Origin of the sequence: Algoriphagus oliviformis (assembly GCF_017254915.1) — a bacterium.
Lineage (GTDB): Bacteria > Bacteroidota > Bacteroidia > Cytophagales > Cyclobacteriaceae > Algoriphagus > Algoriphagus oliviformis.
In genome coordinates this window covers 34,648-52,569 of record NZ_JAFKCT010000010.1, presented here as the reverse complement: position 1 = coordinate 52,569, position 17,922 = coordinate 34,648, and the positions used below count along the sequence as shown (strand labels likewise).

Annotated in this window: 4 protein-coding genes; 2 read left to right on the top strand and 2 right to left on the bottom strand. The window is 54.5% G+C overall.

Annotated elements, in window-relative coordinates; translation table 11 throughout:
• Both J0A68_RS19000 and J0A68_RS18995 read right to left on the bottom strand, forming a co-directional pair.
• The coding region (locus J0A68_RS19000) for an Ig-like domain-containing protein (protein WP_206579828.1) at positions 1 to 6,467 on the bottom strand (6,467 nt) is incomplete at its 3' end.
• Between the two features lie 127 nt (positions 6,468 to 6,594).
• The gene (locus J0A68_RS18995; protein ID WP_206579827.1) at positions 6,595 to 8,835 is read right to left on the bottom strand and encodes a hypothetical protein; all 2,241 of its coding nucleotides are present in this window, start codon (positions 8,833 to 8,835) and stop codon (positions 6,595 to 6,597) included.
• A 674-nt stretch (positions 8,836 to 9,509) separates the two neighbouring features.
• Between J0A68_RS18995 and J0A68_RS18990 the strand changes: the two genes are divergently transcribed.
• Positions 9,510 to 10,160, top strand: coding sequence for a LytR/AlgR family response regulator transcription factor (locus J0A68_RS18990; protein WP_206579826.1), 651 nt, complete (start codon positions 9,510 to 9,512; stop codon positions 10,158 to 10,160).
• A 440-nt stretch (positions 10,161 to 10,600) separates the two neighbouring features.
• A complete protein-coding gene (locus J0A68_RS18985) occupies positions 10,601 to 17,908 on the top strand; it encodes an Ig-like domain-containing protein (RefSeq protein ID WP_206579825.1) in 7,308 nt (2,435 codons plus the stop codon).
• Positions 17,909 to 17,922 lie beyond the last annotated feature (14 nt).

Genomic DNA, 17,922 nt, shown 5'->3' with positions numbered 1-17,922 from the left:
ACCGTGCCGGAAAGGGCGGAAAGCACCACGCTTTCCCCTTCGCAGATCGTCAGGTCCGACACATTGATGTCGGCGGCGGTTGCAGCCGTATTTACATTAACAGTCAGCACAGCGGCTTGGCCGGGGGAATTTTCGCAGACCCCGTCGCCTGCCACGGTCACGTAGTAGCTCGTGGTCACCGTCGGGCTGACGCTGAGGTTGGTCAGCTCGGTGGTCAGGGCCGCGTCGGTGTAGAAGCGGAAGACCGGATTCGAAACCGTGCCGGAAAGGGCGGAAAGCAACACGCTTTCCCCTTCGCAGATGGTCAGGTCCGACACATTGATATCGGCAGCGCTTGCAGCCGTATTTACATTAACAGTCAGCACAGCGGCTTGGCCGGGGGCATTTTCGCAGACCCCGTCGCCTGCCACGGTCACGTAGTAGCTCGTAGTCGCAGTAGGGCTGACGCTGAGGTTGGTCAGCTCAGTGGTCAGGGCCGCGTCGGTGTAGAAGCGGAAGACCGGATTCGAAACCGTGCCGGAAAGGGCGGAAAGCACCACGCTTTCGCCTTCGCAGATCGTCAGGTCGGACACATTGATGTCGGCGGCGCTTGCCGCACTATTAACGGTGACCGCTACTGGGATTCTTTGCGGATCTTCGCATCCGTCTCTTACCACCGCGATATAGAAGGTTTGCTCACCGGCTGAAGAAAGAGGAGCTGTGGTGAAAGAAGCGCCAGTTCCCAGCAGGCTGCCGCCAGTAGCTTGCCCATACCATCTGATAGCGGTTCCGGCTGCCGCTGTGGCCGTCAAGGTTGCCGTCTCTCCTTGGCAAACCTCGACCCCTTCGGAAATAGCGCTAGGTCCAGGGAAGTTGATCGCTGCCTGATAGATCCTCCAACCGCTTGAGAGTGCTCCCAGCAGGGGTCTATATTCTATTCTTACCCGATCAAATGAGCCTCCCGCCACAAACCTGACCTGCCCTTTGGCATCTCCACCGAGTAGGCGAAGGTGCACAAGGTTATTGTCCGCAACTCCCCCGTCGTTGTTTCCGGAGGCACCGTTGTAGGATTCAAAAGAAAGTCCGCCGAGCAGATCCAGATCCAAAAGGGAACCGCCTGTGCCCAAAGTGACCACAATCGTATCTCCTGCCGCTCCGCTTTGGCCAAAAACCAGTTCTTGCCAAACCCCGCCAGTCACGGCAACCGGCGCAACGAACCGGGCATAGCTTTCCAGATCTCCATCCACGGCAGCACCGGGATTATCCACGGTACACAAAACACAGACCGCGTAAGTGCCGTTGTTCTGGGCGTTTGCTTGGGTACATTCCGCATCGTTTTCTATCGGCTCTACTACCACCCGAACTTCGTCCCTTCCGATGGAAAGACAGCCAGTCAGGGTATTTCTTGCTCCTGCGAAATAACTGTACACTCCTATCGAAAGCGCTCCGGTATCAAACGTGTTGCCGGTACCCAGCTCCGTTCCCCCTGCGCCATACCATACTATCTCTACGTCAGCCGGCATGGGGTCCAAGTTGGCAGACAACGTGGTGCCAAATCCCTCGGAGATCGTCAGGTCTGCGCTCGCCGTCGGGATCTCAGGCAGGTCGCCCACCGTGATCTGGAAAGCGGCAGCAGGGGTAGAATAACAAAATCCATCTGCCACGACGATCACATAGTAGGTCTGGCTTCCTGAAGGCGTGACCGAGTAGTCTGGCCCGGTAAAGTACGAGCCGCTCAAGTCCGCACTCAGATACCAGCGAAACTCCGGATTGGAAATGGCCACTCCAGTCAGGCTTGCGTGCAGAACTGTGCTTTCCCCTTCGCAAAGGGTAGCGCTATCGGCAGTCAAAACGACATTTTCGGCATTGACTACCACGCAGTCCGTCGCCATGCTATGCTGCGCGGTCTCGGACTCCGTCCCGCCGGTAGGGTTGGAGTAAAAGGCCTCGGCATTGTTGATGATTGGGTCGGAGCCGCTTACGGCATCCACCCTGACGGAAAAGACAAGTTCCTCCGACTCCCCAACCATTAGCGAAGCAATGGTGAAGGTCAGGGCACCATCGGCTAGTGTTCCTCCACCGTTGTCGATCACGGTCGTGTTTGCAGGAATCTGATCCACTACCGACACATTGCTCAGTGCTTTGTTTCCGGAATTGCTGACTGTCAGGGTGTAGGTGATCTCATCCCCCACTACTGCCTTTCCATCGCTCTCCGCATTGTTGCTGAGGCCGATCTTTGCAAAGTCCAACACGTGGAGCGGCGCTACGTCGAGTACCGTCCCCGGCTCTGCAGTGGTATCCGGGTCTATAGGATTGGTGTTGTCCAGGGGAGGCAAGGACTGCAACTCAGATGCCAGCTCTGCTGAGCTCAGGCGCGCGATGTTTCGAATCTCCTCCACTCCGGTCAGGTCTTCGTTGACGGTGGCGGTAAAAGTCCCTCCGACGATGGTCTCTCCCACCGCAAGGCTAGGAATGGAAAAGCCAACGGTGTTCCCAGTGAGCGTACCTCCCGAGCTGTAGCTCAGCCCAAGAGGGAGGTCGTCCCCGATGACCAGATCGATCAGATCCTGATTCCCAGTGTTTCTTATATAAATAGTGTAGACCAGCGTCTCTCCACCCTGTACTTCCAGGGTTGCCGCATCACCATCGACGGTTACGGCTTTCCATATTTCAGCAGAGAAAATCTTCTGAACGGGAATATCCGTAACTGGCTCCCCACTCTCGTCCGGGTCGCTTGGGTTTTCGTTTTCCAAGGGCGGAAAAGTCTCTGTGCCTGGATCTTCCGGAAGGGACTTGACCAGTGCGACGTTGGATATCTGATCTACCCCCGTCAGATTTTCATTCACCAAGACACTAAAACTTACCGTCTCAGTAGCACCTGGAGCGATGTTCAACCCGGTAAAAGTGACCACTCCGGCACTTTCCACTCCCCCACTTCCTGCGATGTAAGTAGTATTTGCCGGGACGGCGTCTGTCACCAGATAGTCCGTCATCGCCACGGTACCGGTGTTTCGTACATGGATGGTATAGCGTAGGGTCTCACCGCCCGAGACGGAGTTCAGGGCCGGGTCTCCGTCCACGACGTAGCTTTTCCAGGCTTGGAACAAAGGAGTCTCACAATCCTGCTGAATGTAATACAGCCTCAGATCGGGCACCGCAGTGACAGACACGAGCGACCTAAGCCGTACGGCCACCTCATCGACCTCGACGCCCATTGCGACGCGGATCTCCCCATTGTTTCCGTTGTTGAAAAGATCGACCAGGTTTACGTTGCCGAGCACCGCATTTTCCAATGTCTCATCATACACCTCTACTCCGTCCAGATAGCCGAGGACATCAATCCTCGCAAACACCCCCGCATCCAACACACCGGAACCTACCCCAATTTTGATCTTGAAGGCTCCGCTTGCAGGGATGGTCTGGCGGAACTGGATGTTTTGCTGGATCGAGCCCGCTACTCCCAGTGTTCCAAGGCTGATTTCGGAGTAGTCGTCGTTGTTGTTATTGTCAAGAGCGTGGTCGGCATTGGTCACGCCATAGCCACCTATTGCTCCCGCATCGAGCGTCAGTCCGGTTCCATCAAAAGAAGTCGTAAACCCAGTGGCACAGGCCTCAGCTCCCTCATCGTAGCAGAGGCCGTAGATATTGATGCTGTTGGCCTGGCCTACGAGTAGGGAGGAAGTATGGTCCTCGATGCGTATGCTGCTGTAGTCCTGATCAGGTGTGATGGCCAGATAGTATCTTCCAAGCTCGTCCTGGACGACTTTTACCTGGTCGTTAAAGCCAAAGAAAGCATTTGCGCTGCTGGCGGTGAAAATCGGCAGGCCGTCTGTCCCATTGACCACGACATTAAAATAGTGGTTGCCCAAAACGACCGTGTTGAGCAAGTCGCCCAAGACCTCTCCCAGACTTCCAGCCAAGAGTGCCTCCAACAGGCCCGCCTCCGCATCTATCCTCATGTAGGAAGTGGTGCCGGCACCCGCCGTCACCCCATCTCCAAATCCCAAGGCAATGTGACCAGAAAACGCACCCAGATCTCCGACAAGGCCCCCACGGGAATTGATCGTGGCATAGCTGTTGAAATTTCCGTCGAAGAGATTCTGGAGATTGTCCGCAAACCTCGAGCTCACCAGCTCCTCCGCGCACACAGGACTCAGGTAGGGCGGCTGAGCTACCTCTGGATCTGGACAGGCATCGGAAATCCGGGCTATCCCATACAGTCGGATCGGGGCACTTGTATTGATCGCCGCGACAGACTGGAGGCCAAAGCTCACCCTGTCATAGACTACGCCCGGTTCGATGGTCAATTCTTGGACCCCTCCTGAATTCAGGAGTCCCAGTAGGTCCAAATTGTTCAGCACAGCTGCCTGCAAAGGCTCGTCGTAAACCAGCTCGCTGCCGCTGTAGAGCATCACGCGATAGGAACCGACCAGATCCAGATTGAGGATACCCGGTTGGTCCAGTTGCAGGCGGATCCTCAGGGCGTCACTGGCCTGGGACTTGGTTTTGAAATAGACATTTTGGTACACGCGGGCACCTACGCCAGCTACTCCCAGATTGATGGTCGAGTAGTTGGAGGAGTTTTCGTCTATCGCATTCTCGGGAGCAAACACGCCGCCGGCAGAGATATCCGCCAGGCTCAGCGCGATACCCGATCCGTCGAAATCGGTAAATACCGCCTGCTCGCAGAGGTCAAACTCCGTCTCCCTGCACATGCCAAACACGTGCATGGTGGCGGTGTTTTCCATCCCCAGCAGGGAAGTAAGGAAGTGCTCGATCCTCACCGACTGGTAGGCTTGGGCAGCCGTCACTGCGATGTAGAATTTTCCAGACGCATCCCTGACTACCCTTACATTTTGGGCTCCAAAACCATTCTGGCTACTGGCAGTATAGATCCCGGAGCCGCCAGGCGTCTTGGGGGTCACGGTAAAGTAGTGGTCACCCAGTGCCACGGTACCCAGCAGGTCCGCCAGCTCAGAGCCGAGGCTGCCGCCCAAAAGGGCATCGAGCTCGTCATCCTCAAACCCAATCCTGATGTAAGAGGTCTCCCCAGCTGGGACAGGGGAACTGTATCTTAACTCGATATGGCTGCTATAAGCTCCCAGCCCCAGCGCTGTCCCGGCACTTGCTGAGAGTACCGCAAAGGAATCCCCGTTTCCGTCTATCGCGTTTTGGGGAAAATTGGCATAAGACCAATCGACCAGTTCCACGGCACAACTCGGGGCGGTAAATGGCGAAATCGTCTGTGCGGGCTCTGCCAGCTCGGGATCGGGACATTCCGCATTGAACCGCTCGATGCTGAAAATCCTCACCGGATTCTGGATCACATTAGCACTCACCAGGGATTCAATCCCGACCGACACCCGGTCAAATGCACGTCCAGGCCCAAAGGGGAGGTTTAGCGTCGCCCCACTTTGCAATAGCGCCAGCAGATCCAAGCCTGAGATCAAGCCATCCCGCAATCCTTGGGAATAGACCTCGGTGTCTCCAAGGTAGGCTTTGACGACGATGCTGCCCAAAACCTCCGCAGTCAGCAGGTTGCCGCCTTCCATAGCGAGCTTCACCCTGAAGTGGTCCCCAGGCGCGGACGGGGAATCAAAATATACGTTTTGATAGATCCCTGATCCCAAGCCCAAGGTACCAATGCTGATCTCGGAGTAGGTCAAAGGGTCTGAGTCGATGGCATTTCCCGCATTGGAAACACCTGCCCCACCCAAGTCCAGCACATCCAGCAAAATGCCGCTTCCGTCAAAGGAGGTGAAGGGATTCTCCCCGCAAGTATCTTCGCCCGAGAGGTAAAAAGCATTGAATACATCCAAGGAGTATTCCGTACCGAGCCCTACCAGGGAGATGGAGCGGTTGATGATCCTGATTCTATCGTATGCCTGGGCAGGTTTGATCGCCAAAAAATAGCTTCCCTCTCCGTCCTGCACGAGCTTGACCCGGCCTGATCCAAACCCCTGGGTGCTCGTCCTCGACAAGACAAGGTCGTTAGACGCATTGCGAGCCTGAATCTCTATGCCTTGGTTTCCAAGCAGCGCCACTCCGAGTACCTCACCGAGCAGCTCTCCCAGACTCCCTCCGAGCAAGACATCCAGCAAGCTCTCATCCGCATGGATGCGTACATAGGACCAAGTCTCCGCAGGCAAGCTTGTGCCAAACTTCAGCTCTAGGACTCCGCTGTACGCCCCAGCACCCAGGAGCAGGCCCGGACTCGCCAGCAACCTGGCGTATTGGGCGTCGTCAGAAAGTGCGTTGGCCGCATTTAAAACCGTGGGCTCATAGCACGGCCCTAGCCCACAGCCCAAGAGAGAGGTAACCTTGTCGTTGGGACTGGTATAGCTCACCTCGTTTGCCAGGGTCTTGGTCACCTGGGAATAGGCCCGATTCCCCAAAAGGAAAGCCGCCAAAAAAGTCATACAAACGACCAGAAATACATGTCCGCCCCTTCTCTCACCCACTCCCATCACTGTATCCATTCTACTCATAGTCAAAATATTATCATTTAAAAACTGTTTCAATTATCCTATCTCAGGAGGCTCGGAACCCAAATCCCACTCGCTTGCTGCGTAGGTGGGCATCCCCAGCCTGTTCCTCTTTTTTCTTCCCAGCACCTCACTTTTTCACCAGATGCAGCGAGACCGCAGTCTCCTTCGTGGCGATCTGCAGCACGTAGTTTCCAGTCGGCAATCCATGAAGCCCTTCCATGGAGAATTCCCTTTGGCTTCCTGCAAAGGCTACCCGCTCACGCCTCAGCAGACTTCCCCTGCCGGAGTAGAGCAAGACCTCGGCTTCCACCCTTTCCTTTTTGGTATAGGCGAGATGGAGGCGGTTTTCAAAATGGTTGGGAAACACGCGGAACGCAGCCTCCTCGGCAAAAGCAACCTCAACCAGCTGAAGTGCCGAGACGAAGACCACTTCCCCGGCTTCGCTTTGCAGCTCCAGCCGATAGTAGTTTGAGCCGGCTAGGGGCTTTTGGTCCAGAAATTCCCCAGGGCTGTGGGCCTCGGCAGTGAGGCTGGCCAGTTCCACAAAGCACATATCGAGTCCAGCCCTCATGACCTTGACCCGCTCAATGTTGGCATTGGCGGCTAGCTGCCAAGTCAGGCGAACCTGCTCGGCACCAAACTTCCCTGCGGTAAATCCCCTCAGCGTGATCGGCAAGATTCTGAGCTGGGCCACTAGATCTACCTGCTTAGGCTGTCGGGAGGCGCATCCGTCTGCCGGATTCCAGTTGAGATAGTAGCGGAGAGGATTTGCTTCCTCTGAATAAGGCAGGCCGCTGATTCGCAGCACTCCGTCAGCTCCGACCTCATAGACCACTTCGTCCCTGACGCTGCCATGGTAGATGGTATCCTGCATATCGGTATCGAAATACCATTCGAAATACCCATCGCCCACGGCAGCGTCGGCTACAGGAGTGAGGACAACGGGGTCAGGCCCTTCCTTATATCGGTAGTTTCCATGTTCATCCCGGGGCAGCTCCTCGGAGGACTCCACTTCAAAATCGTCCGGCAAAGTCCTGGCAATCACCTTGACGGTAAAGCTGGACGGCAGGCTCTCCGCTGCGCAGCTCTCCAGCGCAGTCCTCACGAAATAGTCGTACTCGCCGGGGACCAGGTCATCCGGGATGGCATAGGATGCGGCCTCTCCTATATAGTCCGCTCCCTCCCGGTCATGATACCAATGCAGCACCCGCCCAGCGAGAGCCTGGGGTGTGATCGTTACCGTATTTCCCTCACAGACCACAAAAGAGTCTTCCTCCCAGACAGGGTCAATCGTGGGGGGAGACGGAGCTACTGTCACGGAGTTGACAAGCAGCTTGCCCTCCAATACCCCTACCGCCAACAAGGAGGAGACGCGTATTCCTATTCGGTCGATGGAAAGTGTTTCGCTGCTGATGGGAAACTGGAAGACCTGCCCCGAGGAAAACAGTCCCAAGAGATCCAGATCAAGGAGAGAGGACAGCTCCAAGGCCTTGATTTCCACATCTTCGGCATAGGCGACCAGCTCGACATGGTTGAGCAGGCTCAGATCGACCAAAGAAGCATCCTTGGACATGCTCACGAGGATGTCGTTGCCAGGCGCTATAGGGGTATTGAAAAATACCATCTGCTCTACTTGGCCGTTGAGGCCCACGACGCCGAGGGAAATTTCGGAATAGGTAGTGGTAGGTTCGTCTATCGCTTTGTATAGCCCTGCGCTCTGCTGGTTTAGCGTCAGCAGATCCAGCGTGGCTCCACTTCCATCAAAGCTCGTGAAGGTAGGACGGTCGGTACATCTGTCTTCCGTCCCAAAATAAAAGGCATGATACACGTCCAGGGTGTACTCCGCCCCCAGCCCCACTCCTGCCACGGAAAAATTCCGGATTCGTATCCGGTTGTAGGCTTGGCTAGGTCGTATGGCGAGGTAGTAGTGCCCGTTTTTGTCCATGACCAAGCGCACCCGGTCGGTGTTGAATCCTTCGGTGCTCCTTCTGGACAGGACTGCGGTACCGGCTGAGTTTAGCGCCTGCACGCGGATCTCCTGCCTTCCCAACAGGACAGAACCTAGAATACCACCGATAAGATTTCCCAAAGACCCGCCCAGCAGCGCTTCGAAAAGATCCGAGTCCCCCTGAATCCTGACATAGGACCAGGTATTGGCGGCAAGGTTGGATGCGAAGCTCAGCTCGATCTCGGCTTGATACGCGCCCGCGTAGCCGAGAATGCCCGGACTGGAGTAGAGTCGTGCATAGTTGGCGTCTTCGGCCCCCACCGCATTTGCCCTATTCTTGACAGTGGACTCAAAGCAGAGACCACCGCAACTCCTACTGTCGCTGCTGATGGTAGAGGAAGCGGTAGGGTACACTTTCACGGATTGGGCATAGCTCCAGGAACAGCCTCCAAAGCAAACGGCCACAAAAAATAAAAGCCTCCTCAGTCCAATATGGTCAAAATCTCCGCTGGTCATCACAGTCTCAGTCTCCTTTTGCCCAAGTATAGCCGATCCCAAACGAAAATCTTAAACCACGATTTTCACCCTCTCAGAGACCTAAACAGATTCCATATATGTGCTTCCAAACAGCAAAAAACACCGCTCCTATGCATATCCCCAGAAAACCAAAGCACATTGGATAACATAACACTATCTTTTTCTTACATAAAAAAGCCATTCGGTCACAAAACAGATGTAAATTTGGACTTTCGTAGTTATCCAGCCGATTACGCAGGATGTTAAGACAAAAACAGAAGCTTAATTTGGATAAGCAGAATTAATCCACTCTAATATTTTGACTACAAAAACAGTTCAACACATAGCTCCCCGCAAGGCAATCGTAGCCTTCCCTTTTGAAAAACGGAGCCCTCTTTTACTTTTTTAAAACAAGCCCTAGCCATATGAATACCAAACCAGCCTGTCCACTCACTAGAGGACCAGGCCATCCCTTTTTCAAATTTTAAGATGAACTTCATTTTTTTTCCGGCCACCGAGCCATTCAAGGCCGATTGGACAAGAGAGTGGCATTCGAGCACCCGCAAAACCCCTAGCTTATGCACTTGAACAGCAATGAAGCCCAACAGCGAATCCTGATCGTGAAGGACACGCCCGATTCCGATGAAGACATCAAAGCGCTATTGATTGCGTCGGGCTACCCAACGACGACTATCCCACCAGGGGCTGAGCCAATGCTCAACCTGATGGCAGACCATACCACAAACGCCGTCCTTGTCGATATCCATCCAAAAAGGGCGAGCTCCGGTATCCAGCTTGTGAAGCAACTCCGCGAGCGCTGTGGCGTGCCCCTAGTCCTACTGACATCGCCCTCTGAGCCTGAGAAGGAAGACTTGCAGAAGCAGCTGCAGCCGGAAGTAACGCTCGGGAAGCCATGCACTCCGGAGAGCATGGCTGCCGCCATCGAATTGGCTAGGGAAATCTTCAGGAAAAAAGGCGACAATCCGCAAACTGACGCGTCCAAAACGAAAAAGACGACAAGGGAGCTCTTTGTCCGGGAAAGTGGCTGGCTTAGGAAAATCCACGTGGCGGACATCCTATGGATCAGGGAAGAGGGGAGCTATATTCACATTTTTGCCAAAGGAAAACAGCACACGCTACGGGCCAGTTTGAGCGAACTGTCTGTCGGACTTCCCCTGGTCAATTTTACAAAACCCAGAAATCCCACCTCGTCAAGCTCCAAAAGCTAAAGGCACCGACTACTGCGGAGCTACCCTAGAGGACAAAACATAGCCTATCGAAAAAAGATCTGCCTATAGCTCCTAGCCCTCCCCTTGGAAGCACGATGCGGGTCGCTTTTTCCCATTCTTGGACAGCTGCCGTACCTCTTCCGCGGCCGCTGCCAAGAAATCCCCAAATACATAGGGCACTTTTGCTGACTTTAATCAGGAAACTCAAAATAGCAACCCGATTAATTTATGCCAAATACATTTTTCGGTATATTTTGAGCGTTACAGGAAGGATTTTTAGACAAAAAAGCATGGCTATCGCTAGCGTCCTACTGCAAGCAAGCCTGCCCGAGCAGATGACCTGAGGACGAACCAACCTTCCCACACACCGGACTTCCGCAAAGGCAAACCGGATAAGTTTTTAGTTCTTAAACCTTTTATTTTCACCAACCGACAGGGCCATGGAACCTCTCTACACCCGATGCAAATCCGATTTGAGGCTTTGCAAAAATCCCATCAGCGCACTTCCCATTCTTGGGCTTTTGGCGTTTTGCCTGTTGTACCCCCTGGCTGGCTACAGCACCGACTACTACTTCTCCACCAGCAGAGGGGATGACAACCGCTCGATCACCGAGGCACAAAACCCGGACACGCCCTGGAAAACCATCGACAAGCTCAATGCGGTGGCCAGCGCCCTGACGGCCGGTGACCGGGTGCTTTTTGCCGCAGGCGAAGTCTTTTACGGGACGATCAACATCGTCAAGGGAGGAGACACCGGAAACCCCATCGTATACACTTCTTATGGCACTGGAGCCCCGGCGATCATCACTTCCCTGGAGGAAATCCAGACCTGGAGATCCTTGGGCGGAGGCCTCTACGAAGCCTCCCTTCCCAACCTACACAGTGCGAAAATCCAGGTTCTGGAGATGGACGGCCAGCTTCGTGAAATAGGAAGCTACCCCAATGCGGGCAGTGAAAACCGCTTTTTGGACATCGTAAGTATCGCCAGCCCCAACTCGCTCGTGGGCCAAGCCAACGGAACTGACTGGACCGGAGGGGAAATAGTCATCCGCAAAAACAACTGGATCATCGACCGCCACCCCATCACGTCGGTCTCCGGCAGCACCATCAACTACGAGACCATCAACACCCCCTATGCAGCCAAGGTAGGCTATGGCTATTTTATCCAAAACCATGTCAAGGCTTTGGATCAGTTTGGCGAATGGGCCTACAATGCCGGCCTGAAGACCGTCACCGTCTACGCTGGCCCGACCCGTGCTTCCGGTACCACCGTCAAGGTCGCCAATCGGGACTATCTGGTGACCAACCAAGCCTATGTGAAGAACATCACCTTCACCAACCTCCACTTCAAAGGCAGCAACAAAAGCATCTTCTACGTCACAAAGTCGGGTAACTTCACCATCACCAACTGTACCCTTGAGTCTGCCGGTGAAAACGGGGTGTATATGGAGGAGGTGCCTGACTTGAACATCAGCGACAACACCATCAAAAACAGCCTAAACAGTGGCGTTTTTGTGTTTTACGGTAGCCCCAGGATCACGCTGCGAAACAACCTGGTGGAAAACTCCATGCCCTTCCAGGGAATGGGAAAATCCAGCGACCTCCAGAGCATAGGCCTGTATATCGGCTCCGATTCTGACAATTCCATCATCGAGAAAAACCGCATCCTCAATACCGGATACAATGGAATCCACTTTGGCGGGGACTATACCATCGTGAGAAACAATCTGATCGACCGCTTTTGCGTGTACAAGCAAGACGGCGGCGGAATCTACACCAACGCGGATGGACAAACCACCCAAAACAACCAAGGGAGGGAGATCCATGGCAACATCATCCTGAATGGACTCGGCAACATGGAGGGAAATGAGGAAAAGGAACTCCTGGCCCATGGCATCTATGCTGACGACATGGCAGCGGGGATCAAGCTGTACGAAAACACCATCCACAACATCAGCGGCAGCGGAATATTCCTCCACAACAACAACAACCTGGAGCTCACCGAAAACACCATCTACAAAGTTCCCATCAACATTCTGGCTTCCCATGACAACATCGGCACGCCCATCCGGGATATCACCATAGAAAACAACCATCTTTCCCGGGTGTTTGATGAAGAACTGGTCATGTCCCTGACGACCAATGACTACGATATCGCCGAATTTGGACAGCTGGACAACAATTACTTTCTCGACCCTTACAACAGCGAATTTATCTTTCACTCCAAGGACGCCGGCGACACGCCCTCCGGACAGACCCGAAACATCACCAGCTGGCGAGACGCGTTTGCCTACGACCTGAACTCCAACAAGCCGCGCTTCAACCTACAGCGCTACGACATCGTCACCAGTTCGCCCATCAAATCAAGTTCATTCGATTCCAATATCGACATCGTGGCGGGCACCTATGGAGGAGTTTCGGAATGGCTCCCAGACGGAATCGAGGGTGGTTCGCTATCCATCACCCCCAATCCCGGAGAGCACGTTTTAACCTACATACAGATCGGTGCCGTAGAGGCGGGAGAGGAAATCCTGATCGAGTTTGACTCGAAAAGTGAGGTGGAAAACAAGGAAATCCAGTTGTTTTTGGAAAAAACCTATGACGACAACCAGGAGGGAACTCTCCGGTACTTTGCCACCAGGCTAGAGCCTCAAAAAATACAAATCCTGTTTCAAGCCGGCGTCTCCGCTTCCAACGAGAGCGTGGTCATCAAAATCAACCAACCTTCAGAATCCGTCATATTTGATAACATGGCTATTTCCAAGGTCACCACCAAGGAGCTCAATATCCTCGAATACATTCACTTTGAGTACAACTACTCCGATACAGAAATCGAAGTCCCCCTACCCGGAATCTACAGAAATGCCAAAAACGAGATTTTCAACCAGAAAGCCACTATCCCCCCCTACGGCTCGGTGCTGCTGGTCAAGACGAACATCAACCTGCCTGATCTCCCTCCTTCACCCATTGGAATAGCCATATCCGAGCCCGAACCCGACGAGACGTTCTATGCCGGAGAAGATATCTTCATCAACACCGAGATCAACGACCCAACGGGATTGCTCAACCGGGTTTTTTTCTTCCAGGGGGACACCATTATAGCCAGGGTGTATGCTCCCCCCTTCCAATACACCTGGCCGGCACCTATTCCGGGAAACTATGATCTAAAGGCAGTAGCGCTCGACAACTTTGGACAGCGGGCCGAGTCGGAGCTGGTCCCCATTTCGGTTTTGGTAGGAAGCCCCCCAAACCTTCCTCCGACGGTTGAAATCACTTCTCCCGCGGACAACCAGTCCATCGACCTGGGAGTGGACATTCTGGTCAGCACCTTGCCCAGCGACCCCGACGGAACGGTGGATAGGGTGGAGATTTTTGAGGGAAACAACCTGCTCGGCACGCTCACCGAGGCTCCCTATGAACTGATCTGGTCACCAAGCGATATCGACTACTACACCTTACAGGCTGTGGTCTACGACAACCTGGGTAGCAGTGGGGTCTCTGCGCAGATCAAGGTCAACATCACTGAACCTCCAACGCCAAACCAAGCTCCCAGCATCCAAATCAGTGAACCAAGCGAAGGGGACTATTTCCTTTATGGCCAAGGTATCCTGATCCAGACAGACCCCAAAGACCCGGAAAATGACATCGACAAAGTCGAGTTTTACAGCGGATCGGACCTCATCGGCACAGCAAGTAGCGCGCCTTTTGATCTAAATTGGCCGAATGCGGCTGCGGGATCACATGCCCTAAAGTCGATCATCTACGACAGGGAAGGTCTAACAGGAGAATCCGACCTGGTAAATATCAGTGTGATAGACACTGCCTTGGTAAACTTCCCTCCCATCGTCACGGTCGAGGAGCCTATCCGCGAGTCGGTAGTCGGCACGGGAGCGATCCTCAAAGTATTGATTTCCATCTATGATGCGGAAGACGATGTAGAACGAGTCGAGTTCTATGCCAACGGAGAATTGGTAGGAACGATAGAAAGCGATCCGATAGAACTGGATTGGCCTGTCCAACTCGGCGTAGGCACCTATCTGACCTATGCAGTGGCCTATGATGCGGGAGGAAACCAAACCCAGTCCGACATCGTCATCCTCCACGTGGTCCCACAGTCCGAAGTCAATCTTCCCCCCACCATCTCCATCAGCCATCCTACTGATGGCTACGACTACAGCTACGGGGAGAGTATTTTGGTCAAGACCAACCCGTATGATCCAGAGAATGGAATAGACAATGTCTCGCTCTACATAGATGGTACGCTGATGGCGCAGATGCAAGAAGCGCCCTACGACTGGGAATGGGCATCAATACCAATTGGCACTCACCAGCTGTATGCGGTCGTCACCGACCAAAGTGGTCAGACTGGAACTTCCGAAACCATAGAAGTAAGCATCTCAAATTACGCCCCCTCAATCGCAATTGTCGAGCCGTTTGATGGGCAGGAATTCGCCCTGGGAGAGGACGTCCTGATCAAGACCAACCCGATCGATCCCGAGAATGAAATCCAACACGTGGAATTCTTCTACAACGAAGAGATTTTCGCCCTGATCACTGAGGCTCCATGGGAATACAACTGGGTGAGTCCGCCAGCCGGCACCTACACATTGAAAACCAAGGTATTTGACATACATGGCCTGACGGCCGAGTCATCGAGACCGGTGATTTCGGTCATCGAAAACCTCGCCCCGACCGTAGTACTCACCACTCCTACCGACGGAGCCCTAGTGGACCTAGGCGATGACGTCCTGCTGAGCGCCACTCCAAACGATCCGGAAGGGCTGGTCGAAAGGGTTGAATTCTACTCCAACGACGGCCTTCTCGCCACGGTCAACGCAGCTCCATACGAATTCATTTGGCCGACGCCGCCTGCGGGAACCCACGCGATCAGGGCGATTGCATTTGACCAAGCTGGATTCAGCGGCGAGTCAGAAACAGCGACGGTCACCGTCAGGGAAAACCTTCCTCCTAGCATCACGCTCGTCGAGCCAGTGGACGGTCAGGTCTTCAACCTTGGTGACGACGTCCTGATCAAAACTGAACCTGTAGATCCCGAAGGCCAGATCGAGCACGTCGAGTTCTTCTACAACGAGCAGATCTTCGCCATCGTCACCGAGGCGCCATACGAGTTCAACTGGGTCAATCCTCCCGTGGGAACCTATACGCTCAAGACCAAGGTCTTCGACGCCAAGGGCCTTACCGCTGAGTCAGCCAGGCCGACTATCGCCGTCGTAGAAAACCTGCCGCCTACCGTCAGCCTGACCGCACCGGCAGACGGGGCAGTCATCGACCTGGGCGATGATGTCCTGCTCAGCGCAACGCCTAGCGATCCGGAAGGAAGGGTGCAAAAAGTCGAGTTCTTTGCCAACGGCAGCCTGCTCGCCACGCTCACGGCGGCTCCTTACGAGTTCAATTGGGAAAGCCCATCGGCAGGAAACTACGCGGTCAAGGCCGTGGTGACCGACGATGCCGCACAGACCGGAGAGTCCGCCGAGGCGACGATCACCGTCAGGGAAAACCTACCGCCTAGCATCACGCTCGTCGAGCCAGTGGACGGTCAGGTCTTCAACCTTGGTGACGACGTCCTGATCAAAACTGAACCTGTAGATCCCGAAGGCCAGATCGAGCACGTCGAGTTCTTCTACAACGAGCAGATCTTCGCCATCGTCACCGAGGCGCCATACGAGTTCAACTGGGTCAATCCTCCTGTGGGAACCTATACGCTCAAGACCAAAGTCTTCGACGCCAAGGGCCTTACCGCTGAGTCAGCCAGGCCGACTATCGCCGTCAGGGAAAACCTGCCGCCTACCGTCACCCTGACCGCTCCGGCAGACGGGGCAGTCATAGACCTGGGCAATGATGTCTTGCTCAGCGCCACACCAAGCGATCCGGAGGGAAGGGTGCAAAAAGTCGAGTTCTTTGCCAACGGCAGCCTGCTTGCCACGCTCACGGCGGCTCCTTACGAGTTCAATTGGGAAAGCCCATCGGCAGGAAACTACGCGATCAAGGCCGTGGTGACCGACGATGCCGCACAAACCGGAGAGTCCGCCGAAGCAATGATCACCGTCAGGGAAAACCTGCCGCCTACCGTCACCCTGACCGCACCGACAGACGGGGCAGTCTTAGACCTGGGCGATGATGTACTGCTCAGCGCCACACCAAGCGATCCGGAAGGAAGGGTGCAAAAAGTCGAGTTCTTTGCCAACGGCAGTTTAGTTGCCACGCTCACGGCGGCTCCTTACGAGTTCAATTGGGAAAGCCCATCGGCAGGAAACTACGCGGTCAAGGCCGTCGTGACCGACGATGCCGCACAAACCGGAGAGTCCGCCGAGGCGACGATCACCGTCAGGGAAAACCTGCCTCCTAGCATCACGCTCGTCGAGCCAGTGGACGGCCAGGTCTTCAATCTTGGCGACGACGTCCTGATCAAGACCGAACCTATGGATCCCGAAGGTGAGATCGAACACGTCGAGTTCTTCTACAACGAGCAGATCTTCGCCATCGTCACCGAGGCTCCTTACGAGTTCAACTGGGTCAATCCTCCCGTGGGCACCTACACGCTCAAGACCAAGGTCTTCGATGCCAAGGGCCTTACCGCGGAATCATCCAGACCGACTATCGCCATCGTAGAAAACCTGCCGCCTACCGTCACCCTGACCGCTCCGACAGACGGGGCAGTCATCGACCTGGGTGATGATGTACTGCTCAGCGCCACACCAAGCGATCCGGAGGGAAGGGTGCAAACAGTCGAGTTCTTTGCCAACGGCAGCCTGCTTGCCACGCTCACGGCGGCTCCTTACGAGTTCAATTGGGAAAGCCCTTCGGCAGGAAACTACGCGATCAAGGCCGTGGTGACCGACGATGCTGCACAGACCGGAGAGTCCGCCGAGGCGACGATCACCGTCAGGGAAAACCTACCGCCTAGCATCACGCTCGTCGAGCCCGTGGACGGTCAGGTCTTCAATCTTGGCGACGACGTCCTGATCAAGACCGAGCCTGTCGATCCCGAAGGCCAGATCGAGCACGTCGAGTTCTTCTACAACGAGCAGATCTTTGCCATCGTCACCGAGGCTCCTTACGAGTTCAACTGGGTCAATCCTCCCGTGGGCACCTACACGCTCAAGACCAAGGTCTTCGATGCCAAGGGCCTTACCGCGGAATCATCCAGGCCAACCATCGAAGTGAGGTCAAACCAAGCGCCAAGTATCACGATAGTCGAACCTACCGATGGACAGGTATTCCAAGCTGGGGAGAATATCCTGATCAGGACTGAGCCTAGCGATCCGGAAAACAGAATCCAGCACGTAGAATTCTTCTACAATGAGCAGATCTTCGCATTGATTACCGAACCTCCCTATGAGTTTAACTGGGTCAATCCTCCCGTGGGCACCTACACGCTAAAGACGAAGGTGTTTGACCTAGACGGATTGACTGCCGAATCAGCCAGACCGACTATCATGGTGGTCGAGGGTAGCGCGGCAGGAACCTTAGGAGAGCAGCCTATGGTACATGCGAGCCCGAATCCCGCCCAAAAGTTTGTCAACCTCCGTCTTTTCAATTTCCGCCAAGTGCAAACAATCAGCATCCAAGTCGTGGACATGACAGGAAGACTGGTTGAAACATTCGAACTGGAAAAGGGAACGAGCAAGATCAAGGTCGATTTGGAAGACTATGTGCCGGGCATCTACCTCTTCAAAATCCTGGGAGACAACAATGTCCTCGTAGTCAAAAAAATAATCAAGCACTAAGCAGCGCCCTGCCT